The following is a 23,952-nucleotide window of genomic DNA, read 5'->3' as shown; positions in this document are numbered from 1 at the left end:
CGCATTGAAAAGGGATCAGCGGTTAGCCGGGCGCGCATTTTAGCCTGTCCGTATAGCGTTTCTTAGCATTTATTTCGCATTCAACCAGCGATTTGGCAATAACGCGATCAAAGGTCATAAAAAAGGAACGGCCCAAAACCCCATCAGTCACTACTTAAGCAACTCAATTTCCCAGGTGCCGTGCCTGGGGGTTTGCTCAAACGAGCCGGGGACCGCTCTGGCCACTTTGAATAAGGAGTTTTGACTGATGAGTACCAAGAAGCCAGCTACCCCGCCTAAGAGTGAGCTTGCGGGCACCGATACCCTGGACCGTGGCAACACCAACGCCAAGCTGCAGGCCCTGGAAGAGTTTCGCTCCGATGCGACCGGCCAGGCGCTGCGCACCAACCAAGGCGTAAAGATTTCCGATAACCAGAACACCCTCAAAGTCGGCGCCCGTGGCCCCTCGCTGCTGGAAGACTTCATCATGCGTGAAAAAATCACGCACTTTGACCATGAGCGTATCCCGGAGCGCATCGTGCATGCCCGTGGCACTGGCGCCCATGGTTATTTCCAGACCTATAAGAACCATTCTGCGCTGAGCAAGGCCGGGTTCCTGCGTAACCCGGAGCATAAAACCCCGGTGTTCGTGCGCTTCTCCACCGTGCAAGGCCCGCGTGGTTCGGGCGATACCGTGCGTGACGTACGCGGCTTTGCCGTGAAGTTCTTCACCGACGAAGGCAACTTCGACCTGGTGGGCAACAACATGCCGATCTTCTTCATCCAGGATGCGATCAAGTTTCCGGACTTTGTGCATGCGGTAAAACCTGAGCCCCATAACGAAATTCCTACCGGCGGCTCGGCCCACGATACGTTCTGGGATTTCGTCTCGCTGCAGCCGGAATCGGCGCATATGGTGCTGTGGGCCATGTCTGACCGTGCCATTCCAAAAAGCCTGCGTTCCATGCAGGGTTTTGGTATTCACACCTTCCGGTTGATCAATACCGAAGGCAAGTCCAGCTTTGTGAAATTCCATTGGCACCCGAAAGTCGGCACCTGCTCGCTGGTGTGGGACGAAGCGCAAAAGCTTGCCGGTAAAGACACCGACCACCACCGTCGCGACCTGTGGGAAGCGATCGAGGGCGGCGACTACCCTGAGTGGGAGTTGGGCGTGCAAATCGTTGCCGAAGAGGACGAACACAAGTTCGACTTCGACCTGCTTGACCCGACCAAGATCATTCCCGAAGAGCTGGTGCCGATTACGCCGCTAGGCAAAATGGTGCTTAACCGCAACCCGGACAACTTCTTTGCCGAGGTCGAGCAGGTCGCCTTTTGCCCGGGCCATATCGTGCCGGGTATCGACTTCACCAACGACCCGCTGCTGCAAGGCCGTCTGTTTTCCTACACCGATACGCAGATCAGCCGACTCGGTGGCCCGAATTTTCATGAGCTGCCGATCAACCGGCCGGTCACGCCTTTCCATAACGGCCAGCGTGATGCCCAGCACCGCACCGTGATCGATAAGGGCCGTGCGTCCTACGAGCCGAACTCGATTGATGGCGGTTGGCCCAAAGAAACGCCAGCGGCGGCTCAGGATGGCGGGTTCGAGACTTATTACGAGCGCGTCGACGCCAACAAGGTACGTGAGCGCAGTGAGTCGTTTGGTGACCACTTCTCGCAAGCCACGCTGTTTTTCCACAGCATGAGCCACCACGAGAAAGAGCACATCATCGCGGCCTACAGCTTCGAGTTGGGCAAGGTGGAGCGTGAGTTTATCCGCGCGCGTCAGGTCAACGAGATTCTGGCCAATATCGACCTGGAGTTGGCCAAGCGCGTTGCGCAGAACCTCGGCCTGCCGGCGCCGACCAAAGGCACGGTACCGCCGCGCAAGACGTCGCTGAAAGAGTCGCCGGCGTTGAGCCAGGTGAACCTGCTGTCGGGCGACATCAAAACACGCAAAGTCGCAATTCTTGCGGCTAACGGTGTGGATGGCGCAGCGATTGCGGCGTTGAAGAAAGCGCTGGCCGCCGAAGGTGCGCACGCCAAGGTGCTGGGGCCGACGTCGGCACCGGTGAAGACTGCGGATGGCAAGAGCCTGCCGGTGGATGCGTCGATGGAAGGCATGCCGTCGGTGGCGTTTGATGCGGTGTTCGTGCCGGGCGGTAAAGAGTCGATCAAGGCCTTGAGTGGCGACGGCGTGGCGTTGCACTTCCTGTTGGAGGCGTACAAGCATCTGAAGGCGATTGCGCTTGCCAGTGATGCCAAGCCGTTGCTGGAGCAGCTTAAGCTGGAGGCGGATGCGGGGTTGATCGTGGGAGCGGATGCCAAGGCGTTCAAGGCATTCTTTGCGGCGATTGCGCAGCATCGGGTGTGGGCGCGGGAGCCTAAGGCCAAGGCGATTCCGGCTTAAGAAGTGGGTTGTTTGTTAGACCGCTATCGCAGGCAAGCCAGATCCCACATTTGACTGTATTCACAGTTCAAAAGGTGGGAGCTGGCTTGCCTGCGATGGCTTTACTCGGTTTTGCGCGGAATCAACACAACCTGCGCCGGGATGTGTTTCACAATCTGCCGGTGAATCTTCAGGTCATACGCCGAATCAATGCGCTTCACCCGTTTGGTCAGCAGTGTGGCCAGCCATGGGTAATCCTGGGTGCGCGGCGCCTGAATGGTCACGTCGCACTGGTAATTCACCACATCGGTGGCGATCGCATCCAACTGATGGCGAAGTTCTTCAATATCGGTGAGGTTCAACGCAACCGTGGTGCTTTGAGCCGCCGGGTCGATGACCTTGGCGGGTGGCTTGGCCTCGGCAGCTTTCAAGGCGGCTTCGGCTTTATCCAGCTCGGCTTTGCGGGCGTGGCTGATGGCGCTGTTGACGCCGCCAGTAAGCGCCGGAGCCTTGGGCATCAAGGCGCGTGCGCGGCTTAACGCCGTAGCGGCGGCATTTACATCACCTTTTTGCAATACGATCTGGCTGCGTTGCAAGTAGGCTTCGGCCAATTGGCGCTGGTAGGTTTCCAGGGCTGGGTCGTTGGGCGACTGGGCCTGTAATGCGGCCAGCTCGTCTTCGGCGGTGGCCAGTTCACTGCTGGCCAGGTTTTGCTCCAGCTGCGCGATGGCCGCAGCACGCGGGTCCTGCGCCTCGGGGGCGGCGGGCGGTGTGCTTTGGCAGGCGCCCAGCAGCAGGGAAAATGCGGCAAGGAGCAGATAACGGGAGTTGAACGGCTTCATTCCTGCGACTCTCTATTTGCGCAAAAAGCGAGCAAGTCTACACCCCTCGACGGGGCAGGACAAAACTCAGCAGAAACAGGGCGGCGGCCGTGACCACAATCGACGGCCCGGCCGGCGTGTCCTTGAACCAGGACAGCGCCAGGCCCCCGCACACGGCGAGCATGCCCAGCAGGCTGGCGCCGACCGCCATCTGCTCCGGTGAGCGGGCATGGCGCTGGGCGGCGGCTGCGGGAATGATCAGCAGCGACGTGATCAACAATACGCCGACAATCTTCATTGCGACAGCAATCACCACGGCGATCAACAGCATCAGGGTCATGCGCAGCGCCGGTACGGGCAAACCTTCGACGGTGGCCAGCTCTTCGTGCACGGTAATTGCCAGCAACGGGCGCCACAAGGCCACCAGCAGCACCAGCACAGCGGCGCTGCCACCGAGGATCCAGGCAAGGTCAGTGGGGCTGATCGCCAGCAAATCGCCGAACAGGTAGGCCATCAGGTCGATGCGTACTTCATGCATGAAGCTCAGCACCACCAGGCCCAGCGACAGCGTGCTTGGCGCCAGAATGCCCAGCAGCGTGTCCGAGGCCAGCGGCTGGCGCTGTTGCAGGGTTACCAGCAGCACTGCCAGTAATAGGCAGCCCACAGTGACGGCGATGGTCGGGCTCACATCCAGCAGAAAGCCCATGGCCACGCCCAGCAGCGCGGCATGCGACAACGTGTCGCCAAAGTAGGCCATGCGCCGCCAGACCACGAACGAGCCCAGTGGGCCCGCCACCAGTGCCAAAGCCAAGCCTGCCAGCAGGGCGTAGAGCAGAAAATCAGCCATGCTTGCAGCTATCTCCATGAACGTGGGGTTGAGGCGTAGCGGGATCGTCGACCACAGCGCCATGCAAATCATGGGCGTGATCGTGATGGTGGTGATAGATCGCCAGGCTCTGCGCGTTTTTGCCGAACAGCTCGACGAATGCCGGGTCGCCGCTCACCTGTTCCGGGTGGCCGGAGCAGCATACGTGGCGGTTGAGGCACACCACTTGATCCGTGGTGCTCATCACCAGGTGCAAGTCGTGGGAGACCATCAGCACGCCGCAGCCATGGCGGTCACGCAGGCGGGTGATCAGGCTGTACAGCTCGGCCTGGCCGGCAACATCCACGCCTTGCACGGGTTCATCAAGTACCAGTAGCTCGGGTTCGCGCAACAAGGCGCGCGCCAGCAGTACGCGCTGCATCTCGCCGCCGGAGATGCTCTGCACCGGGCTGTCGATAACCTGTTCGGCACCGACTTCCTTAAGCGCCGCTTGTGCGCGTGCGCGGTCGACGCCAGGCACCAGGCGCAGGAAGCGCAGTACCGACAGCGGCAGCGTTGGATCGACGTGTAATTTTTGCGGCATGTAACCGACGCGCAGCTTGGGCTTGCGCCACACGCTGCCGCTGTCGGGCTTGAGCAGGCCAAGCACGGCGCGCACCAGCGTGGTCTTGCCGGCGCCATTGGGGCCGATCAGCGTCACGATCTGCCCTGGCTCCACGCTCAATGCGATGTTATCCAGTACGTTTTGCCCGGCGAACGTGACCCCAACCTGCTCCAGGCGGATTAACGCGTTGCTCATCAAGCCCCCTGGCAACCGGAGCAGAGCCCGACCACTTCGACCGTTTGCCCTTCGACCTTGAAGCCCACGTCGGCGGAGCTTTTGATGATGGCGTCGCTGATGCTTTTTTGTTCAAGCTCGATGGCGGCGTGGCATTCGCGGCAGATCAGGAATTGGCCCTGGTGCGCGTGTTCCGGGTGGCTGCAGCCGACAAAGGCGTTGAGCGATGCGATGCGATGCACCAGGCCGTTTTCCAGCAGGAAGTCCAGCGCGCGGTACACCGTCGGCGGTGCGGCGCGGCGGCCGTCCTGCTCGCTGAGCACGCCAAGAATGTCGTAGGCGCCCAGGGGCTTGTGACTTTGCCACACCAGCTCCAGCACCCGACGACGCAGGGCAGTCAGGCGCAAGCCTTTCTGCGCGCACAGGGTATCGGCCTCCGACAGCGCGGTGTGTACGCAGTGAGAGTGGTCGTGGGGACGGCTGGCAAGCGGTGTTTTAGGCATGAGCGGCGACAGACATTTGATAGAGACGTTATTATGTTACCTGTTCCTACGCCATTGAGTGGTCATCGTGTCCCGACTTTTTCCCGTTTTTGTCGTATTTGTCACCAGTTTGTTCATCACCGGGGCCGCTCAGGCTGAGGTCAAGGTGCTGACCAGCATCAAACCGTTGCAGTTGATCGCCGCCGCTGTGCAGGACGGCGTGGCGATTCCAGAGGTGCTGTTGCCGCCTGGCGCATCGCCGCATAACTATGCCTTGCGCCCATCCGACGTACGGCGCGTGCAGTCGGTAGACCTGCTGTATTGGATCGGCCCGGACATGGAGAGCTTCCTGCCACGCGTGCTCAAGGGGCGTAGCCTGCCGACTGTGGCCGTTCAGGACTTGCCTGGGATGAAGTTGCGTCGGTTCGCCGAAGATAGCCACTCGCATGCCGATGATGCCGACGAACACGACCACGATCACCGCCCTGGCAGCCTGGATGCGCACTTGTGGTTGTCGACGGTCAATGCTCGGGTCATTGCAGCGCGTATGGCGTCTGACCTGAGTACTGCCGACCCGGCCAACGCCGCGCGTTATCAAAGTAACGTGAAGGCATTCGATGAGCGCCTGGATGCGTTGGATGCGCGATTGAAGGCTCGCCTGTCCAGCGTTGGCGACAAGCCGTACTTCGTATTCCACGAGGCATTTGACTACTTCGAAGACGCTTACGGGCTCAAGCACACCGGCGTGTTCAGCGTGGCCGCCGAAGTGCAGCCGGGCGCTCAGCATGTTGCCGCGATGCGTACGCGTTTGCAGGAAGTGGGTAAGACGTGCGTGTTCAGCGAGCCGCCGTTGCGTCCGCGTTTGGCCGAGACTTTGGTGGCGGGCTTGCCGGTGAAGTTGGCAGAGCTGGATGCGTTGGGTGGCTATACCCCGGCGACGGCGCAGGGTTATGAGCAGGTACTGGAAAAGCTGGGGAATGACTTGGCCGGGTGCCTGGAGTCGCTCTAACTGCAAATACATAACCCATGTGGGAGCGGGCTTGCTCGCGAATGCGGTGGATCAGTAATAGATGTATTTACTGACACTGCGCATTCGCGAGCAAGCCCGCTCCCACATTTTAAAGTGCGAACGGCAGGTGGACTGTGACCTGCTGGCGCTGCGCCAGCCGATGCTCGAACTCCGCCGGGTCATGGATCAACACATCCTGCCCGGCAAACGATTCTGCGGCGATCAGGCGTGACAGCCAGAAACGCACGCACGCAACGCGCAGCAGGGTCGGCCACAGCTCGGCCTCCTTGGCGGTAAACGGCCGCAGCCCCGCGTAGGCGCCCAGCAACGCGCGGGCGCGTTGCCCATCAATCACGCCATCGGCGTCGGAGCACCAGTCATTCAAGGCGATTGCCACGTCGTAGAGCATCGGGCCTGAGCAGGCGTTGTAGAAGTCGATCAAACCGGTGAGGTGGGTGCCTTCGAACATCGCGTTGTCGCGGAACAGGTCGGCGTGTACGTTGGCGCGCGGCAGGGCGAGGATGTCGGCCTTGTGGGCTTCGATTTCGCTCAAGGACGCTTGCAGCAGACGCTGCTGGGCTTCGTTCAGGTGTGAAATAAGCTGCGCGCCTTCAGTGAGCATCCACTCCAGGCCGCGATCGGTCTTGCGCTCCAGCACTTTATCGCCTTGCGTCGCCAGGTGCAGGTGGCCGAGCAGGTCGCCGACCTGGGCGCAATGCTGCGCGTTGGCGTCCTTTATGTGCTTGCCGGCCAGGCGCGGCTGCAACAGCGCCGGTTTGCCTTTGAGTTCGCGAAGCGCCATGCCATCGGTGGTACGCAGTGCGTAAGGCACCGGCAGGTCGGCGTCGTGGAGCACGTCTAGCAGTTCGATGAAGAACGGCATTTCCGCCACTGGGCCGCGCTCAACCAGAGTCAGGACGAATTCGCCCTGTTCCAGGCTGATGAAAAAGTTGGTGTTTTCGCTACCGGCGGCAATCCCCTGGAAATCAAGCAGGCGGCCGAGCCCGTAAGGGGCGAGAAAGGTTTCCAGCTCGGGCCGAGCCAGGGGGGTGAACACAGACATGTTTAAGCTGCCAGTACGGGCGCCGCAGTGCGCGGCGCCAATTTAAGTTAAGAAATCATTTCCATTCGAAGATCTTCCATGACGGGATCAGCATATCCGGCTGGTCAGAGCGGATGAAGTTCGCATCGGTTCCGTCCGCGCGCACCAGGAAATACGGTGGAAAGCCTTTTTGCGTCACCTTAATTGCGTACAGGAAGCCATTCTGGCGGTATTCCTGAATGGTCTTGTCGCCTTCCGTGCGAATGGTAACTTCCGGGTCGCCCGACGGCGCAGTATCCGCCGCCATGGCCACTATCGGGGTGAGTGCAATCAAGCCGGTCAACAACAGGCGATTTACTGTACGCATGATAACCTTGTCCCTTTGTCGTCATTGGTCCGGCTATTCTAGCGCCTGACCCGCCGAAAAGGTTGATCCTGCTCATGAGCCAAGCCCCCCTCGTCCTGGTGGACGGTTCTTCTTATCTGTACCGCGCCTTCCACGCGCTGCCACCGCTGACCACCTCCAAAGGCCTGCCGACCGGTGCGGTCAAGGGCGTGTTGAACATGCTCAAAAGCCTGCGCAAGCAGTACCCAAACAGCCCGTTCGCGGTGGTGTTCGACGCCAAGGGTGGGACCTTTCGCGATGAGATGTACGCCGAATACAAGGCTAACCGCCCCAGCATGCCCGATGACATGCGCCTGCAAATCGAGCCACTGCACCAGAGTGTGATCGCCCTGGGCTTCCCGTTGCTGTGCGTTGAAGGCGTCGAGGCCGATGATGTGATCGGCACGCTGGCCCGCAGCAGCGCGGCGGCTGACCGTCCGGTAGTGATTTCTACCGGCGACAAGGACATGGCGCAGCTGGTGGACGGGCACATTACCTTGGTCAACACCATGACCGGTAGCTCGATGGACATCGAGGGCGTGAAGGAGAAATTCGGTGTCGCTCCGGAGCAGATCATCGATTATCTGGCGCTGATGGGCGATTCGTCCGACAACATCCCAGGCGTGCCGGGGATTGGTCCGAAGACGGCTTCCGGCTTGCTGGTGGGCGTGAATGGCGGCATCAAAGAGCTGTATGAGCAGTTGGATATCGTGCCGACCTTGCCGATCCGCGGGGCCAAGACCCTGCCGGCCAAGTTGGAAGAGCATAAGGAGATGGCATTCCTGTCCTATCAACTGGCGACGATCAAGGTCGACGTGCCGCTGGATGTGGGCCTGGATGATTTGCACCTGATCGAACCGGACCGCGAAAAGCTGCTGGAGCTGTACACGCTGCTGGAGTTCAAGAGCTGGTTTGATGAAATTCAGCGCGATGCCAAGCGCGTTGAGCTCAAGGCTGCCCCTGTTGTTGAGGAGGCCATCGAAGTGGTGGCACCCGCAGAAGCGTCTTACACCACCATCCTCGACCAGGCGACATTCGACGCCTGGCTGAAAAAACTCAACGCGGCAAAATTGTTCGCGTTCGACACCGAAACCACCGGGATCGATGCGCAACAGGCGCAATTGGTCGGGGTTTCCTTTGCCGTGCAGCCCCATGAAGCAGCTTACATCCCGCTGACCCATTCCTACATCGGCGCGCCGCAGCAACTGGACCGTGACACGGTACTGCTGGCCTTGAAGCCATTGCTGGAGGACGCGACCAAGCTCAAGGTCGGCCAGCACGCCAAGTTTGATATGAACATCCTGGCCAACTGTGCCATCGGCGGCGACCAGGCCAACGGTATTACCGTGCGCGGCATCGCTTTCGACACCATGCTCGAATCCTATGTGCTGAACTCCACCGCGACCCGGCACGACATGGACAGCCTGGCCAAGAAGTACCTGGACTACGACACTGTCAGCTTCCAGGACATCGCCGGCAAGGGCGCCAAGCAGCTGACGTTCGACCAGATCCCGCTTGAGCAAGCCGGCCCTTATGCGGCCGAAGATGCCGACGTGACGCTGCGCCTGCACCAGGCTTTGCATGCGCAGCTTGAAGCCATTCCAAGCCTTGCCAGTGTGCTGACGGACATTGAAATACCCTTGGTGCCGGTGCTGGCGCTTATCGAGCGTCAAGGCGCACTGGTGGATAAGGCGCTGCTGGGCATCCAGAGTATCGAGCTGGGCAACAAGATGGTTGAGCTGGAGCGCCAGGCGTTTGAGATCGCCGGTGAAGAGTTCAACCTGGGCTCGCCCAAGCAACTCGGGGCGATTCTTTACGAGAAGCTCGGTTTGCCGGTATTGAAAAAGACCGGCAAAGGCCAGGCGTCCACGGCTGAAGAAGTATTGGCCAAGCTGGCCGAAGATGACTTCCTGTTGCCCAAGGTACTGATGCAGTACCGCAGCATGAGCAAGCTCAAAAGCACCTACACCGACCGCCTGCCGGAGCAGATCAACCCGCGTACCGGGCGTATTCACACGTCTTATCATCAGGCGGTGGCGGCGACCGGGCGTTTGTCGTCCAGTGATCCGAACCTGCAGAACATCCCGGTGCGCACCGCCGAAGGGCGGCGCATTCGCCAGGCGTTTGTCGCGCCTAAAGGCTACAAGTTGCTGGCGGCGGACTATTCGCAGATCGAACTGCGGATCATGGCGCATTTGTCCAAGGACGAGGGGCTGATGAATGCCTTCCGTAATGACCTGGACGTGCACACCGCCACCGCCGCCGAAGTGTTCAAGGTTGAGCTGACAGAGGTCACGTCCAACCAGCGCCGCAGTGCCAAGGCGATCAACTTTGGCCTGATCTACGGCATGGGCGCGCAGAAGCTCGGCAAGGACATTGGCGTGGATACCAAGACCGCCAAGGCCTACATTGATGTGTACTTTGCGCGCTACCCAGGCGTGCGTGAATACATGGAGCGCACCCGCGCCCAGGCGGCCGACCAGGGTTATGTCGAAACCTTCTTTGGGCGTCGGCTGTATCTGCCGGACATCAACTCCAACAAGCCTCAGGAGCGCGCGGCCGCAGAGCGCACAGCGATTAACGCGCCGATGCAGGGTACGGCGGCGGACATCATCAAGAAAGCCATGGTGCTGGTGGACAACTGGCTGACCGAGTCGGGCCTGGATGCCAAGGTGATCCTGCAGGTGCACGATGAATTGGTGCTTGAGGTGCGAGAGGATCTGGTGGCGCAAGTCAGCGAGAAGATCCGCGAGCATATGAGCGCGGCGGCCAAGCTTGACGTGCCTTTGGTGGTAGACGTGGGCGTGGGCGATAACTGGGACGAAGCACACTGACAGCGCGGCTCTGCCATTGCCGAGGGTGATGGCAGAGCGCTTTAGATCAAAAGGCGTCGCAGGTTATTTCCAATAGTTTTTTTGACCTGCCGGAACTTAACCCGTGAACTGCTACTCAGAGTTACTGAATGGGTGGTGAAGCCCTTCAATGCTCCTATGTTGTGTTAAGTGTTGGCAGATATCTGGACCCCGCCCTAGCGGTCCGGAACTTGGACCCCGAACTTCCCCTCCCCATACGAAGTCCGGGGTTTTTTTTGCCTGCGCAAAAGTTATTCGGCGATTTCCGCGCCCTTGTCAGCTAATTCCATCCAGCCGGCCAGCACGGTGTAAGCGTCTTCCAGGCCCATGCGCTTGGGCGCCGAGAACAACTGGATGGTGATCGCGTCGCCCCAACCTTTACGGATTTCGGACTGCACTTTGAGCAAGGTGTTCTTGGCTGCGCCGTAGGTCAGCTTGTCGGCCTTGGTCAGCAGGATATGCATCGGCATGCCGCTGGCGACGGCCCAATCGAGCATCAGCAGGTCGAAATCGGTCATTGGATGACGGATGTCCATCATCAGAATCAAGCCCTTCAAACTCTCGCGGCCACCCAGGTAAGCCTCAAGGTGACGCTGCCAGTGCAGCTTCAACGGGATGGGTACTTTTGCATAACCGTAGCCCGGCAGGTCGACCAGACGCCGATCATCGTCTAGCTTGAAGAAATTGAGCAGCTGCGTGCGGCCCGGGGTTTTCGAGGTGCGCGCCAGGCTGGCGTGGGTCAGGGTGTTCAGCGCGCTGGACTTACCGGCGTTGGAACGGCCGGCAAAGGCGACTTCAAAGCCCTCGTCATCGGGGCATTGGTCCACTTTGGCGGCGCTGAGCATGAACGTGGACTGTTGGCACAGGCCGAGGATGGGATTCTTGAGTTGCATGAGATTTCCGATGTGGGCGGTGCCGAGAAAGGGTGCGGCAAGCGGTGTCGTTTCCGTTTCAGTAGCGCCAGTATATAATGCCGCAGATTTTGTGTGTGCTTTGTCCCAGCGAAGGATGAAGTTCACGGGAGCGAAAGACCTTCATTGCGCATTAGAACGCAAAACGCTCTCAAACCCTGAAAAGGTCGATGTATGACCCGATGGTTATGCGCTTTTGGTGTCCTGATCGCGCTTTTAGGCGCTCAGGCTACACAGGATCCAGAGGCGCTGTACAACCGAGTTTGCATGGCTACGCTGATGCAACACGTGACTCAGGGTTTCAAGGCAATGCCGCCGCGTGGTTTGTGCATGGACTGCAGTACTGAGGATTACCAGGCCATCAACGCGTTGATGGTGAGTAAACCCGGTAGATAACTCTTAAACCCTTAGCCGTAGTTGGATTAGCTGATGAACAAACTGATCGTGAGTCTGCTGTTGACCTTGGGCATCACTGGCGCTGCCGTCGCTGCAGAGGGCCCCCTTAAAGGTGATGCCACTGCCGGTCAAGCGAAAGCCGCCGTATGTGGTGCTTGCCATGGACCGGATGGCAACAGCCCGGCGCCGAACTTCCCCAAACTGGCAGGCCAGGGTGAGCGTTACCTGACCAAGCAGATGCACGACATCAAGGACGGCAAGCGCACGGTGCTGGAAATGACCGGCTTGCTGACTAATCTCAGCGATCAGGACCTGGCGGACATCGCGGCGTATTTTGCCAGCCAGAAAGGCAGTGTGGGAGCTGCTGATCCGAAGCTCGTTGATAAAGGCCAGGCGTTGTTTCAAGGCGGCAAACTCGCTGAAGACCAACCTATCGGTGGCATGCCTGCCTGTAAGGCTTGTCACATCGCAGGTGGCAGTGGGCTGGCCGAGGCGGGTTTTCCCCACCTGAGTGGTCAGCACGCCCAATACACAGCCAAGCAGTTGAAGGACTTCCGCGAGAAGGTTCGCTCCATCGATGGCGATGCCAGCAACAAAATGATGACTGACATTGCGGCGAAACTTTCGGATAAAGATATCGAAGCGCTGTCCAGCTATATTCAGGGCCTGCACTGATTGGACCTGCGACGTTAACGCTCGATTAATCCATCGATGCAAGCATAAAAAGGGTGGCTTAGGCCGCCCTTTTTTGTGGCCGGTGCCGTTACACTAACGAACTCATGCCCGCGTAGACCTGTCACAACTAAAGGTCGCGTGAGGCGACTTTATTTGTCCAGGAGTAAAGCATGCGTAATCTGATCCTCAGCGCCGCTCTCGTCACTGTCAGCCTTTTCGGCATGACCGCGCAAGCTGCCGACGTGCCGCTTGAAGCCGGTAAAACCTACGTTGAATTGGCCAACCCGGTTCCGGTCTCGGAGCCAGGCAAGATCGAAGTGGTGGAGCTGTTCTGGTATGGCTGCCCGCATTGCTACGCCTTTGAGCCGACTATCAATCCTTGGGCCGAAAAACTTCCGTCCGACGTTAACTTCCGACGCATCCCGGCCATGTTCGGCGGCCCATGGGATGCCCACGGCCAACTGTTCCTGACCCTGGAAGCCATGGGTGTCGAGCACAAGGTTCACAACGCTGTATTTAATGCGATTCAAAAAGAAGGCAAGCGCCTGACCAAGCCTGACGAAATGGCTGACTTTGTTGCCACCCAAGGCGTCGACAAGGACAAGTTCCTGGCCACCTTCAACTCCTTCGCTATCCAGGGCCAAATCAAACAGGCCAAGGAACTCGCCCAGAAGTACGGCGTACAAGGCGTACCGACCATGATCGTCAACGGCAAATACCGTTTCGACCTGGGCACTACCGGTGGTCCTGAGCAAACCCTCAATGTTGCCGACCAACTGATCGCTAAAGAGCGCGCAGCCAAGTAAGGGGGCCATCATGCGCGGCTGGGGTACTGAACGTAGCGTTGGCCTGCATGAACCGCGGGTCAACGAACACCACCTGGAGTCCACGGGCTTGCCGGCAGACAGTCGTCTGCGGCTGCTCAGCTTCAATATTCAGGTGGGCAACAGTACCGAGAAGTATCGGCACTACCTCACCCGTGGCTGGCAGCATCTGCTGCCGCACAAAGGGCGTACCGGTAATCTGCAGAAAATCGGCGACCTGCTCAACGACTTCGATCTGGTCGCCTTGCAGGAAGCCGACGGCGGCAGCATGCGCTCCGGTTATGTCAATCAGGTGGAGCATCTCGCCCATCTCGGTGCTTTCCCTTATTGGTATCAGCAACTCAACCGCAACCTCGGGCGCCTGGCACAGCACAGCAATGGCGTGCTCAGCCGCTTGAAGCCGACAGCCATCGAAGATCACCCGTTGCCCGGCCCAAAAGGGCGCGGCGCGATTCTTGTGCGTTTCGGCGAAGGCCCGGAAGCCTTGGTGGTGGTGATGATGCACCTGGCGCTTGGAGCGCGTACACGCAACCTCCAGTTGGCCTACGTGCGTGATCTGATCGGCAACTACAAACACCAGGTGCTGATGGGTGACATGAACACCCATGCCACCGACCTGTTGCAGAATTCCCCGTTGCGCGACCTCGGGTTACTGGCGCCGCAAGTCGAAGCCACGTTTCCCAGCTGGCGCCCGCAACGCTGTCTCGACCATATCCTGCTCAGCCCCAGCCTTACACTGGAAAGTGTGCAGGTGCTGGCGCAGCCCATTTCCGATCACCTGCCCGTCGCGGTAGAGATTCGTCTGCCGGGTTCGCTCACGGCTGATGCATTACCCGCGTTGAGCCCAGGCCCACGCGGACCCCTTGCATGAGCGACGACGCCCAGCGCTGGAAAGAGAAATACCTTAAAAGCGTTGAGCAGCAAGATAAGCTCGAACGCCGCTGGGCTGCCCGCCTCGACCTGTTGCGCCGAGGCCTGGTGCGCAGCACGCTGGCGGCGGAAGGCACCGACCGTGCGGTTGATCAATGCATGAAAGAAATGCGCGATGTGGTGCGTACCGACGACATGGACGCTGCCCTCGCCGCCTTGCTGCCACGCCTGGAAAAAGCCGTGCTCGACTCGGAGCAGCGCCGCGAAACCCGGGTCGACCAGATCAGCACTGCGCTGACTGCCTTAGTTGCGCAGTTGCAGAAACTGCCTCTGCCGCGTGAAGTCGCCCGCCCGCTGAAAACCTTCGCCAAACAGCTTGATGGCCGAGTCGGCCAGGCGCGTGAGATCCCGCTGCTGCTCAGCGAATTGAGCAGCCTGCAAGGGCAGGCGCTAAATAACCTGGAGCCTGAAGGCGAAGCTGCGCGCCCTGGACCAGGCCTGCTGCAACGCCTGTTTGGTGCAAAGGATGTGTCGAATGAGGCGTCGGTGGTTGAATCTGCCCCGCTCTATGCACCGCAACCGCCGGCGTCGAAACCTGCTGCTGCCAAAGCCGCGCCCGAGCCACTGGAGCCCGTGCAATCCGAAGAGCTGACCCAAGCCTTGCGCGCTTTTGCGCCATTGCCGGTAACGCCGGCCGCCGCGCAGCCTGAACCCGCTGAGCCGGTCAAAGTGGCTGAAGTCGCCCGCGAAGCCTTTGCCTTTGAGGCACCGGCGCCGGAGCAAGCCCCCGTCGGGCCTGACGAAGTCTCTGAGCCAGAGATGCCCGAGCCAGCACTAGAGGAAGCCGCGCCCGAAAGCGCCCTTGCTGCATTTATCGAAGAGCCGCAGGTTGAGGTCGACACGCCAGATCAAACGCTCATAGGCAGCCTGTCGCTTCCGCCCGTGCTGGAACCCTGCGAGCCCGATCCCGATGCGCTGCAACCGGACGGCACCTACGCCCTGCCCGACTCCCCCGAGCCGTCCTACAGCTCGGTCGCCAAGCATATCGAAGACACCTTGCTTGGCTTGCTGGAGGATCTGTCCTTACCCGAGCGCCACCGGCCCCAGGCCGAAGCCATGCGCGAGCGCTTGGCCCACGGCTTGAACTGGTACGAATTGCTGCCGATCCTCGATGACCTGGCGGTGCTGATGCTGGCGATTACCGACAGTGGCCAGCATGAGTTCGAGGCCTACCTCAAGCAGCTTAATGAACGCCTCGAAGCCTTCCAGGGCCATCTGCAGGTGGCCAGTGAGGGGCACGCCGACAGCCGCTCGGCCGCACGGGAGCTGGATACGCAGATCCGTGAACAGGTCGACGGCCTGCAAAGCAGCGTGCAGGAAGCTGCTGACCTGGACAGCCTCAAGCATGTGCTGGAAAGCCACCTTGAAGGCTTGCTCGGCACCATGGACGAACACCGGCAGCAGCGTGACCAGCGCGAGCAGGAAGTCGCGGCGCGGCTCAAAAGCCTGGCCGAGCGGGTGGCGAACATGGAGCAGGAAGCCCAAGGTTATCGCGAGCATTTGGAAGTGCAGCGCCAGAAGGCCTTGATCGACCCGCTCACCGCCCTGCCCAACCGTGCGGCCTGGAGCGAGCGCCTGGATCATGAAGTGAATAGCTGGCATCAGCGCGGCAACAGCCTGTCACTGGCCATGCTCGACCTGGACCACTTTAAGCGCATCAACGATGGCTACGGCCACTTGGCCGGCGACAAGGTGCTGAAGATCATCGCCAATGTGTTGCGCAAGCGCCTGCGCTCCGGCGATTTTATCGCGCGATTTGGGGGTGAAGAGTTTGTATTGTTGATGCCTGACTCAGGTTTGGCAGATGCTTTGGACGTGGGTGAGGTGCTGCGTTCGGCCATCGAGGCATGCCCGTTCCACTTCAAAGGCGAGCCGGTGACCATCACGGTGTCCATGGGCGTGGCACAGTTCCTGCCGGGAGAACGCAGTGACCTGGCGCTAAAGCGTGCCGATGAGGCGTTGTATCGGGCCAAGGCCGCTGGACGCAACCGGGTGCAGGCGGCGTAAAAGATGTTCCATTTTGTGATTTGACCGTCGAGCCCCGAACCATCCGTTACACTGTTGCATTATCGTCTTCTGCGTACTGTCTTCCGCCATGAAATCCTTTTGCATTGCCTTTGTGCTTCTTTTGCTCGCCGGCTGCGCCAGCGGCCCGCGGCTGAACACCAGCCACCCTTCTTTGAACCACGACAACCGCGTGCAGTTCGTCATTGTCCATTACACCTCCGCCAGCCTTGAACGCTCCCTGGCGCTGCTCACGCACGGCCAGGTCAGCAGCCATTACCTCATTGGCGATGATGCTTCAGGCACCATCTACAAGCTGGTAGACGAGAGCCAGCGCGCCTGGCACGCCGGTGAAAGCGAATGGGCGGGCCGCACCTGGCTCAATTCCAGCTCCATTGGCATCGAGATCGTGAACCCAGGTTATACAGACGCGCCGACCGGCCGCCTGTGGTACCCGTACTCCGAGGCCCAGGTGCAGTCGTTGGTGGTGTTGCTCAAGGACATCAGCAAGCGCAACGGCATCGACCCCAAAAACATTATCGGCCATAGCGACATTGCGCCATTGCGCAAGCTCGACCCAGGCCCGTTGTTTCCGTGGAAGCGCCTGGCGGCTGAAGGTTTGGGCGTGTGGCCGGATGCACAGGCGGTGGCTCGATTCCAGCAACAGTATGCCGTTAGCCTGCCGAGTATTACGTGGTTCCAGGAAGAACTGGCGCGCCTGGGCTACCAGACGCCGCAGACGGGTGAACTGGATGTGGCCACGCGACATGTGATCGCGGCGTTCCAGATGCACTTCCGGCCATCACGGTTCGACGGCACGCCGGATGCGGAAAGTGCAGCTATCCTGAGCGCATTGAACCGCCGCTAAAGGTGTAACCCCATACAAATGTGGGAGCGGGCTTGCCCGCGATGACGGAGTGTCAGTCAACAAAGTTTTGGCTGAACCACCATCATCGCGGGCAAGCCCGCTCCCACATTTTTTTGTATCCAGGCTACAACGGCAGTGCCATATAGAACTGCGTACCCTGCCCCGGCCGCGAATACACGCCCATGCGACCGCCGTGCAACTGTACGATCTCCTTGCACAACGCCAGCCCCAGGCCAGCGCCGCCTTTCTTGCGGCCTACTTGTACGAAAGGTTCAAAGATGCGCCCCTGTTGGCCATAGGCAATACCCTCGCCGTTATCTTCAACGCTGATAATCACCCGTTCGCCGTGGCGACGCGCCTGCAAGCGAATCTGGCCACCATTGGCGGTATGTCGCAAAGCATTGCCTAGAAGGTTATCGAGTACACGCTCGAGTTGAACCTGGTCGGCGTACAGCCTGGGCAATTCCGATTGAGCTTCCACCAGCAGTTCGATGTGTTGTGCGTTCGCGGGCTCCGTGAACCGGGCTCGTGCGTGCTCGAGCAAATCAGTGACATCGCATGGCCCGAGCGTGAGTTTTTGCAGGCCGTTCTGGTAGCGCGAGAAGTTGAGCAGGTCGTTGATCAACTGCATCAGGCGCTGCATTTCTTCATTGACCGTATCCAGCAGGTCGGCCTCACGGGACTCGGCGGGAAACTTCGCCCGTTCGCGAAACAGCCCGAAGGCCATGTGCATGCCCGTCACCGGCGTGCGTAATTCGTGGGAGGCGCGCAATACGAACTCGCTGCGCACACGTTCGAACGCGCGTTGTTCGGTGACGTCATGCAGCACCATCACCGCACCTAGAATATGCCCTTGGGTATGGCTGACCGGCGTCAGGCTGTAGGTCAGCAGGCGCAGTTCGCCTTCGACTTCCACTTCCAGATCGTCCGGCGCGCGCTCCAGGTTGCCGCCGCGCAGCACCAGTTGCAGCTGCTCATCCATTTCAGGGCGACCCAAGGCTTCACCCAAGCCTTGGCCGAGGCGCTCTTCGTCCCAGCCCAACTGGCGCTGTGCCACGGGGTTAAGGTGTTCCAGACGGCCTTGGCGGTCAATCATCAGCAAGCCGTCGTCGATGCTGTCGAGCACTGCTTGCAGGCGTTGCTGGCCGGCCAGCAATTCATCGATATTGGTCGCCTGATGCTGACGCAGTGCTTCGGCCATGATGCCGAAACGACGGGTCAGCTGATTCATTTCTGCCGCCGATGAGATCGGCAGCGTCACTTCGAAATCGCCTTGCCCGATCTTGTCGGCGGCCTTGGCCAAGGCTTCAATTGGCCCGCCAAAGCGCCGTGCGATGCCATGGGCGGTGACGAAGCCGATGATCAACACCGCCAGGCCGACCAGCCCCAGCAAGCCGGCGATTAACAAGGCGCGATTGCGCGACTTGTGCTCGCTGTCGTTGATATTTTCCAGGGCGCCTTTGTGTTCAGCGATCAGTCCGTTACGCAGTGCATTGAAGGTTTCGGTGAGTTTTTCGTTTTTATTGTTGGCCAGTGAGCTTTGCTGAGCTTCGTCAAACGCCTTGAGGAAATTCAGGTAGTCGATGCGTGCCTGGCTGAAACCACTGGTTCTGCCGTCCTGCTGCTCATGGGCGATGCCCTGGTCCAGCAGGGCAAAATAGTTCTGCTTGGACGTCTGCAGGGCAGCGGGGTCGGGCTGCTCCTCCAGCATCAGGATCAACTGGTCGCCCAAGGTCTGGCGCAGCTTGAGGCCCAGGTCCAGGGTGATAAAGTTGCTGCGGATCAGCGACTCCTGGCTCTTGGCCATTTGCATGACGCTGACCAGTCCCAGGACCAGTCCCAACAGGGCGACGGTTATCAGCGCTGAGATACTCAGAAACAACCGAGTGCGCAGTTTCATCGCAAGCTTCATAAGGTGCAGCTCACAGGTTGTACTGTTTACGTTTGCGGTACAGGGTCGACGCGTCGATGCCCAGCGTGCGGGCCGCTTGATCCAAGGTGTCGCTGGTAGCGAGAACGGCGCCGATATGGGCTTTCTCCAGTTCGTCCAGGCTCAGTGCTGCGCCAATACGCGGGGCATTGTTGGTCGGCTGTTCGGCCATCCCGAGGTGGCTGATTTCAACCTTTTCCTGCGGGCAAATGATGCTGGCCCGCTCCACCACGTTACGCAGTTCGCGGATATTGCCCGGCCAGCGGTAGTTAAGCAGCGCTTCACGGGCGGCATCGCTGAAACCGCGTGCAGGTCGGGCATACTCCTTGACGAAGCGCGCCAGGAAACGGTCGGCCAGAGTCAGGATGTCTTCACTGCGCTCGCGCAGGGGCGGCAGGTGCAGGGTGATGACGTTGAGGCGGTAGAGCAAGTCTTCCCGGAAACGGCCGTCGCGCACCATGTCTTCCAGGTTCAGGTTGGTGGCCGCGAGGATGCGCACATCAGCACGTCGAGTGACCGGGTCGCCTACGCGCTCATATTCCTTGTCTTGAATGAATCGCAGCAGTTTTGGCTGCAACGTCAGGGGAAAGTCGCCGATCTCGTCGAGAAACAGCGTGCCGCCGTCGGCTTGGTTAACGCGGCCCAGCGTGCTCTCACTGGCGCCGGTAAACGCGCCACGGCTATGGCCGAACAACTCGCTTTCCATTAGCTCGGCTGTCAGTGACGGACAGTTAATGGTCACGCAGGATTTTTTCGAGCGTTTGCTCCACCCGTGAATGGCCCGGGCCAGCTCGCCTTTACCGGTGCCGGACTCACCGAGGATCAAAATATTGGCATCGGTGCCAGCCACCTGACGCGCAGTTTCCAGTACCACCATCATCGCCGGGCTGTGGGAATCGAGGCCGTCCTTGGGTTGGCGCACTGCGCCTTCCAGTGCTTCCAGGCGTGCGGAGAGCTGGCGCACTTCCAACTGCTTGGCGGTGGCCAGGCGCAGTTGATCGGGGCTGCACGGCTTGACCAGGTAGTCGGCGGCGCCGGCCTGGATCGCGTCAACGGCGGTGTCTACAGCCGAATGCGCGGTCACAATCACCACGCGCATCCATGGCGCCTGGATGCGCATCTGGGCCAACACATCCAGGCCATTGTCTTCACCCAGGCGCAGGTCCAGGAAGCACAGGTCGAATACCTGACGCTGCATCAAGGCATCGGCTTGGGCGGCGCTGTTGGCAGTGGCTACGCTGTAGCCTTCATCTTCCAGGCAGTAACGGAAGGTGCGGAGGATCGCGGATTCGTCATCCACTAAAAGAATGCGGCCTTGAAGTTCCTTGGCTGATTCCATCTGTCCCGCGCTCCTTAACTATAAATGATGGTGTTTAGTCCCGGATTAATCGGGCAAGTTGCATGGTTTATTCTGATTCATAAAAGGCATCTTCGCGCAGGTATCTTCACGTTCCCCTACAAAGGCGCCGATTGATGGCGTTTTCTTGCCTTCTTGCCAATTCGGCAACGCCCGCGGTTGTTTCGATCCATTGACCCGACCACTGACCATCGTGCATTTCGCACGGCCTGCAAAGGGGCATCGTGCAGGATGCTGTTCGCTACTGTATTGGTGTATCTATAACTAATTGATTTTATTGAGTTTTATTTTGTAAAAAAACTGGCATGCACTCTGCAATAGCTCTCCCAACGAATAATCAAAATGCGGGAGAAATGCAGCATGACTCGCCAAAGCCTCAGCCAACTACGTGTATCGCCACTGCGCTTGCAGCAAGGTCTGTTCGCCAGCCTGGCTTTGATGGTCACGTTGATTGCCGGCCAGCAGATGCAGCATTGGCAGCAAAGTCAGCAGCAAACCGCGCAATTCGAACGTCCGTCGATGACCCAAACCCATTTCCGTTCCGTTGGCAGCGCCAGCGCTACTACTGAAGTAACCGCCCCGCAATTGAGAGTGGCAGGCCAGGATTCAACCCTGGGTGAATTGCCAACCCAAGAGCGCTGGGTGTTCTAAGCAAGAAAAGGTCGCTTGTGTTGAGCGGCTGCACGGCACTACCGCTGTTACCCCTATAAAAGCGTAAGGAGAATCACCATGTTGAGTTGGGCAATCACATTTCTGATCATCGCCATTGTGGCTGCAGTCCTGGGCTTCGGTGGTATCGCGGGCACCGCCACGGGTATCGCAAAAATTCTGTTTGTGGTCTTCCTGGTGATGTTCATCGCTTCGTTCTTCTTTGGTCGTCGCGGCCGAGGCTGAATATGACCATTTTGTCCTTTAAAGCCATGGCTGCCGCCCTGCTCTTGGGCGGCAGCGGGCTGGTGATGGCCGCCAATGACGGCCAATCCCGAGCCAACGAATTGCTTAGTGCGGATAAGCAGTACCGCGAAACCTGGCAAAGCGTGGTGAAGAAAGAACAGCGCTTGCCGGAATGGGTGATGAACCTGTCCGGTACGGCCGAGCAAATGAATGCCGTTGAAGAAGATGGCGACAAGTATTTGGTGGGGCCGCTCTGTGAGACTGCAGATACGTGCCTGAACAAGCGCCTGATCGTTGCCTTTAGCCTCGACAAGGAAGATGCCTACGCCATGTTGGTGGAAGTCCCGGCCGGTTTGCCGGCAGACAAATCCCCGACACGGCACGCCGATTACCGTTTTATCGGTAAGCCGAACGAAGGCATGCAAAAGCTGCTGATGGAGCAGCTTAAGAAAGATCCGAATTGGTACTAGGTTCCGTCTGATGCGTCTGTCGTCTGCGGCGCCGGCGTCCATAGAAAGAAGCCCCTCGCTTCTTTCTGTCTGCATCGCCCGCCAAGGGTGATGCATGACCAGGGGGCCGGGTTGCTCTGATCAATCGAGATCGGCGTGACCTACGGGTACAGGGAGTGCCTGCGCAAGGGCCGGGTCAGGTGAAAAGCTGCGACGCAAGTTCACAAGCCCTCACGCTTGCTGAACTTGCGACGGGCTTGTCACTCTCATGCTCCGCTTCTTATACGGCTCATAGCCGACAATTTCTCTTTTGCGCGCGCCTAACCATTACTTGGTGTTTCGTGGCGACCATCTATCGAGAAAATTTTGGCTGCGCCATAGGACATTTCTGGCGCCAGGTCAGTGAATTCCCAGGCATTTTCGCCAACCTGTATAAGTCGTCCAACATCTCTGAGCGAGCCGGTATTGGCCGGTTAACGGCATATTCACGGGCTTTAATGGCGGATTTGAACTGACCGTTCGGACAGCTAATTTCAAAAAAAGTCATGCCGATTCGGCATAGGGTAGGCGTTTACGGCATTAGACGTCGAACCCTTGCATGGGAATAGTTGCGCCTTTTTTCGCCTGCCAGTAAGCCATTTCGGCCATGCTGCGGTGACCTTCCATGGAGGCAAATGCGCACACTTTTTCGCTTCCGAGCGTTGCGAGTGGCGCATTTGCCTTAAGTCCACTTGAAGTAAGGGTAATGACATGAAGAAGGCAAAGCTAAGCCTCGCCTGGCAGATCCTCATCGGTTTGGTACTGGGGATCGCAATCGGTGCAGTGCTCAACCATTTCAGTGCTGAAAAAGCCTGGTGGATCAGCAATGTGTTGCAGCCAGCGGGCGATATCTTTATCCGCCTGATCAAGATGATCGTGATCCCGATTGTGATTTCCTCGCTGATTGTTGGCATCGCCGGCGTAGGGGATGCGAAGAAGCTGGGGCGGATCGGCGTCAAAACCATTCTTTACTTCGAAGTGGTCACCACCATCGCCATTGTGGTCGGCCTGTTGCTTGCCAACCTGTTCCACCCGGGCGCCGGCATCGACATGAGTACCCTGGGTACCGTCGACATTTCCAAATACACCGCCACCGCCGCCGAAGTGCAGCATGAGCATGCGTTCATCGAAACCATCCTCAACCTGATCCCATCGAATATTTTCGCTGCCGTTGCCCGTGGTGACATGCTGCCGATCATCTTCTTCTCGGTGCTGTTCGGCCTGGGCTTGTCGAGCCTCAAGCCTGAGCTGCGCGAACCGCTGGTGACCATGTTCCAGGGCGTGTCCGAGAGCATGTTCAAAGTGACCCACATGATCATGAAGTACGCCCCAATCGGTGTATTTGCCTTGATCGCGGTAACCGTCGCCAACTTCGGTTTCGCCTCCTTGCTGCCGCTGGCCAAGCTGGTGATCCTGGTTTACGTCGCCATCCTGTTCTTCGCCTTTGCGGTACTGGGCCTGATCGCCCGCCTGTTCGGCTTCTCGATTCTCAAGCTGATGCGCATCTTCAAGGATGAGTTGGTACTGGCCTACTCCACCGCCAGCTCCGAAACCGTGTTGCCGCGTGTGATCGAGAAGATGGAAGCCTACGGTGCGCCGAAGGCCATCTGCAGCTTCGTAGTGCCAACCGGCTACTCGTTCAACCTTGACGGTTCGACCCTGTACCAGAGTATCGCGGCCATCTTTATCGCCCAGCTGTATGGCATCGACCTGTCGATCGGCCAGCAACTGATGCTGGTGCTGACCCTGATGGTCACCTCCAAAGGTATCGCCGGCGTGCCGGGTGTGTCCTTCGTGGTGCTGCTGGCGACTCTGGGCAGCGTGGGCATTCCGCTGGAAGGCCTGGCCTTCATCGCCGGCGTCGACCGAGTGATGGACATGGCGCGTACCGCACTTAATGTGATCGGCAACGCCTTGGCTGTTCTGGTCATCTCCCGCTGGGAAGGCATGTACGACGATGCCAAGGGCGAGCGCTACTGGAACTCGCTGCCGCACTGGCGCAGCAAAGAAGCCGCACCGACCGCACAAGCTACCCGCGGCTGATAGCACCGCTGCTTTGAAACAAACCCCGGAAAATTCCGGGGTTTGTCGTTTCTGCCAGCCCCGCTATCA

Annotated in this window: 22 protein-coding genes; 13 read left to right on the top strand and 9 right to left on the bottom strand. The window is 59.3% G+C overall.

Annotated elements, in window-relative coordinates; translation table 11 throughout:
* Positions 1–247: 247 nt before the first annotated feature.
* Positions 248–2,389: a catalase HPII gene (gene katE, locus HX790_RS25870; protein WP_017139102.1), complete on the top strand. Its 2,142-nt coding sequence runs from the start codon at positions 248–250 to the stop codon at positions 2,387–2,389.
* Between the two features lie 101 nt (positions 2,390–2,490).
* On the opposite strand, the gene HX790_RS25865 is transcribed toward katE, so the two are convergent.
* The 4 genes from HX790_RS25865 to HX790_RS25850 are packed head-to-tail and all read right to left on the bottom strand — an operon-like array spanning position 2,491 to position 5,296.
* Positions 2,491–3,210: a PA5502 family lipoprotein gene (locus HX790_RS25865; protein ID WP_017139101.1), complete on the bottom strand. Its 720-nt coding sequence runs from the start codon at positions 3,208–3,210 to the stop codon at positions 2,491–2,493.
* Between the two features lie 37 nt (positions 3,211–3,247).
* Entirely contained in the window at positions 3,248–4,036 is a 789-nt protein-coding gene (gene znuB, locus HX790_RS25860; protein WP_176992436.1) for a zinc ABC transporter permease subunit ZnuB, read from the bottom strand.
* Positions 4,029–4,814, bottom strand: coding sequence for a zinc ABC transporter ATP-binding protein ZnuC (gene znuC, locus HX790_RS25855; RefSeq protein ID WP_017139099.1), 786 nt, complete (start codon positions 4,812–4,814; stop codon positions 4,029–4,031). Before znuC ends, znuB begins: the two co-directional genes overlap by 8 nt.
* On the bottom strand, positions 4,814–5,296 hold the full coding sequence (locus tag HX790_RS25850) for a Fur family transcriptional regulator (protein WP_017139098.1): 483 nt from the start codon (positions 5,294–5,296) through the stop codon (positions 4,814–4,816). The genes znuC and HX790_RS25850 overlap by 1 nt, the downstream gene beginning before the upstream one ends.
* 58 nt (positions 5,297–5,354) lie before the next feature.
* Here HX790_RS25850 and HX790_RS25845 point away from each other — a divergent pair, with 58 nt between their 5' ends.
* The gene (locus tag HX790_RS25845) at positions 5,355–6,284 is read left to right on the top strand and encodes a metal ABC transporter solute-binding protein, Zn/Mn family (protein ID WP_176992435.1); all 930 of its coding nucleotides are present in this window, start codon (positions 5,355–5,357) and stop codon (positions 6,282–6,284) included.
* Positions 6,285–6,393: 109 nt separating this feature from the next.
* Here the strand turns inward: HX790_RS25845 and HX790_RS25840 are convergent, their stop codons facing one another.
* Both HX790_RS25840 and HX790_RS25835 read right to left on the bottom strand, forming a co-directional pair.
* Positions 6,394–7,347 carry a homoserine kinase gene (locus HX790_RS25840; RefSeq protein ID WP_017139094.1) on the bottom strand — a complete coding sequence of 318 codons (954 nt, stop codon included), beginning with the start codon at positions 7,345–7,347 and terminating at the stop codon, positions 6,394–6,396.
* A 55-nt stretch (positions 7,348–7,402) separates the two neighbouring features.
* Positions 7,403–7,693, bottom strand: coding sequence for a DUF2782 domain-containing protein (locus HX790_RS25835; RefSeq protein WP_017139093.1), 291 nt, complete (start codon positions 7,691–7,693; stop codon positions 7,403–7,405).
* 74 nt (positions 7,694–7,767) lie between these two features.
* Here HX790_RS25835 and polA point away from each other — a divergent pair, with 74 nt between their 5' ends.
* A complete protein-coding gene (polA, locus tag HX790_RS25830) occupies positions 7,768–10,545 on the top strand; it encodes a DNA polymerase I (RefSeq protein ID WP_176992434.1) in 2,778 nt (925 codons plus the stop codon).
* Between the two features lie 269 nt (positions 10,546–10,814).
* Here the strand turns inward: polA and yihA are convergent, their stop codons facing one another.
* Entirely contained in the window at positions 10,815–11,456 is a 642-nt protein-coding gene (gene yihA / locus HX790_RS25825; RefSeq protein ID WP_042943980.1) for a ribosome biogenesis GTP-binding protein YihA/YsxC, read from the bottom strand.
* 192 nt (positions 11,457–11,648) lie between these two features.
* Between yihA and HX790_RS29675 the strand changes: the two genes are divergently transcribed.
* The 6 genes from HX790_RS29675 to HX790_RS25800 all read left to right on the top strand — a co-directional run bounded on the left by HX790_RS29675 (position 11,649) and on the right by HX790_RS25800 (position 17,171).
* Positions 11,649–11,870, top strand: coding sequence for a cytochrome (locus HX790_RS29675; protein ID WP_017139090.1), 222 nt, complete (start codon positions 11,649–11,651; stop codon positions 11,868–11,870).
* A gap of 33 nt (positions 11,871–11,903) precedes the next feature.
* Positions 11,904–12,545, top strand: coding sequence for a cytochrome c (locus HX790_RS25820; RefSeq protein ID WP_017139089.1), 642 nt, complete (start codon positions 11,904–11,906; stop codon positions 12,543–12,545).
* Positions 12,546–12,715: 170 nt separating this feature from the next.
* On the top strand, positions 12,716–13,351 hold the full coding sequence (dsbA, locus tag HX790_RS25815; protein ID WP_017139088.1) for a thiol:disulfide interchange protein DsbA: 636 nt from the start codon (positions 12,716–12,718) through the stop codon (positions 13,349–13,351).
* 7 nt (positions 13,352–13,358) lie between these two features.
* Positions 13,359–14,240 (top strand): endonuclease/exonuclease/phosphatase family protein, encoded by an 882-nt coding sequence (locus HX790_RS25810; protein ID WP_370589433.1) that lies wholly within the window; start codon positions 13,359–13,361, stop codon positions 14,238–14,240.
* Positions 14,237–16,306 carry a diguanylate cyclase gene (locus HX790_RS25805; protein ID WP_176992433.1) on the top strand — a complete coding sequence of 690 codons (2,070 nt, stop codon included), beginning with the start codon at positions 14,237–14,239 and terminating at the stop codon, positions 16,304–16,306. The genes HX790_RS25810 and HX790_RS25805 overlap by 4 nt, the downstream gene beginning before the upstream one ends.
* Positions 16,307–16,394: 88 nt before the next feature.
* Positions 16,395–17,171, top strand: coding sequence for an N-acetylmuramoyl-L-alanine amidase (locus tag HX790_RS25800; RefSeq protein ID WP_017139085.1), 777 nt, complete (start codon positions 16,395–16,397; stop codon positions 17,169–17,171).
* 124 nt (positions 17,172–17,295) lie between these two features.
* Here HX790_RS25800 and HX790_RS25795 read toward each other — a convergent pair whose 3' ends face one another.
* Both HX790_RS25795 and algB read right to left on the bottom strand, forming a co-directional pair.
* Positions 17,296–19,083 (bottom strand): ATP-binding protein, encoded by a 1,788-nt coding sequence (locus tag HX790_RS25795; RefSeq protein ID WP_017139084.1) that lies wholly within the window; start codon positions 19,081–19,083, stop codon positions 17,296–17,298.
* 10 nt (positions 19,084–19,093) lie between these two features.
* The gene (algB, locus tag HX790_RS25790; protein WP_017139083.1) at positions 19,094–20,440 is read right to left on the bottom strand and encodes a sigma-54-dependent response regulator transcription factor AlgB; all 1,347 of its coding nucleotides are present in this window, start codon (positions 20,438–20,440) and stop codon (positions 19,094–19,096) included.
* A 378-nt stretch (positions 20,441–20,818) separates the two neighbouring features.
* On the opposite strand from algB, the gene HX790_RS25785 reads away from it, so the two are divergent.
* The 4 genes from HX790_RS25785 (at position 20,819) to gltP (ending at position 23,883) form a co-directional block, all read left to right on the top strand.
* A complete protein-coding gene (locus HX790_RS25785) occupies positions 20,819–21,109 on the top strand; it encodes a hypothetical protein (RefSeq protein ID WP_017139082.1) in 291 nt (96 codons plus the stop codon).
* A gap of 78 nt (positions 21,110–21,187) precedes the next feature.
* The gene (locus tag HX790_RS25780) at positions 21,188–21,352 is read left to right on the top strand and encodes a DUF1328 domain-containing protein (RefSeq protein ID WP_003170804.1); all 165 of its coding nucleotides are present in this window, start codon (positions 21,188–21,190) and stop codon (positions 21,350–21,352) included.
* A 2-nt stretch (positions 21,353–21,354) separates the two neighbouring features.
* A complete protein-coding gene (locus tag HX790_RS25775) occupies positions 21,355–21,822 on the top strand; it encodes an inhibitor of vertebrate lysozyme family protein (protein WP_169987972.1) in 468 nt (155 codons plus the stop codon).
* Positions 21,823–22,551: 729 nt separating this feature from the next.
* Positions 22,552–23,883 carry a glutamate/aspartate:proton symporter GltP gene (gene gltP, locus HX790_RS25770; protein WP_017139080.1) on the top strand — a complete coding sequence of 444 codons (1,332 nt, stop codon included), beginning with the start codon at positions 22,552–22,554 and terminating at the stop codon, positions 23,881–23,883.
* Positions 23,884–23,952: the final 69 nt, after the last annotated feature.

Source organism: Pseudomonas sp. IPO3747, assembly GCF_013385245.1.
Classification (GTDB): Bacteria; Pseudomonadota; Gammaproteobacteria; order Pseudomonadales; family Pseudomonadaceae; genus Aquipseudomonas; species Aquipseudomonas edaphica.
Note: the sequence above shows the minus strand (reverse complement) of the source record. Positions and strands in the feature narration are given on the sequence as shown.

Coding starts and splice junctions, on each gene's coding strand:
- znuC (WP_017139099.1), bottom strand. CDS start 4,814: ATGAGCAACGCGTTAATCCGCCTGGAGCAGGTTGGGGTCACGTTCGCC.
- HX790_RS25785 (WP_017139082.1), top strand. CDS start 20,819: ATGACTCGCCAAAGCCTCAGCCAACTACGTGTATCGCCACTGCGCTTG.
- yihA (WP_042943980.1), bottom strand. CDS start 11,456: ATGCAACTCAAGAATCCCATCCTCGGCCTGTGCCAACAGTCCACGTTC.
- HX790_RS25775 (WP_169987972.1), top strand. CDS start 21,355: ATGACCATTTTGTCCTTTAAAGCCATGGCTGCCGCCCTGCTCTTGGGC.
- HX790_RS25805 (WP_176992433.1), top strand. CDS start 14,237: ATGAGCGACGACGCCCAGCGCTGGAAAGAGAAATACCTTAAAAGCGTT.
- HX790_RS25820 (WP_017139089.1), top strand. CDS start 11,904: ATGAACAAACTGATCGTGAGTCTGCTGTTGACCTTGGGCATCACTGGC.
- polA (WP_176992434.1), top strand. CDS start 7,768: ATGAGCCAAGCCCCCCTCGTCCTGGTGGACGGTTCTTCTTATCTGTAC.
- HX790_RS25800 (WP_017139085.1), top strand. CDS start 16,395: ATGAAATCCTTTTGCATTGCCTTTGTGCTTCTTTTGCTCGCCGGCTGC.
- HX790_RS25795 (WP_017139084.1), bottom strand. CDS start 19,083: ATGAAGCTTGCGATGAAACTGCGCACTCGGTTGTTTCTGAGTATCTCA.
- gltP (WP_017139080.1), top strand. CDS start 22,552: ATGAAGAAGGCAAAGCTAAGCCTCGCCTGGCAGATCCTCATCGGTTTG.
- katE (WP_017139102.1), top strand. CDS start 248: ATGAGTACCAAGAAGCCAGCTACCCCGCCTAAGAGTGAGCTTGCGGGC.
- HX790_RS25835 (WP_017139093.1), bottom strand. CDS start 7,693: ATGCGTACAGTAAATCGCCTGTTGTTGACCGGCTTGATTGCACTCACC.
- HX790_RS25850 (WP_017139098.1), bottom strand. CDS start 5,296: ATGCCTAAAACACCGCTTGCCAGCCGTCCCCACGACCACTCTCACTGC.
- HX790_RS25780 (WP_003170804.1), top strand. CDS start 21,188: ATGTTGAGTTGGGCAATCACATTTCTGATCATCGCCATTGTGGCTGCA.
- HX790_RS29675 (WP_017139090.1), top strand. CDS start 11,649: ATGACCCGATGGTTATGCGCTTTTGGTGTCCTGATCGCGCTTTTAGGC.
- HX790_RS25865 (WP_017139101.1), bottom strand. CDS start 3,210: ATGAAGCCGTTCAACTCCCGTTATCTGCTCCTTGCCGCATTTTCCCTG.
- znuB (WP_176992436.1), bottom strand. CDS start 4,036: ATGGCTGATTTTCTGCTCTACGCCCTGCTGGCAGGCTTGGCTTTGGCA.
- algB (WP_017139083.1), bottom strand. CDS start 20,440: ATGGAATCAGCCAAGGAACTTCAAGGCCGCATTCTTTTAGTGGATGAC.
- HX790_RS25840 (WP_017139094.1), bottom strand. CDS start 7,347: ATGTCTGTGTTCACCCCCCTGGCTCGGCCCGAGCTGGAAACCTTTCTC.
- dsbA (WP_017139088.1), top strand. CDS start 12,716: ATGCGTAATCTGATCCTCAGCGCCGCTCTCGTCACTGTCAGCCTTTTC.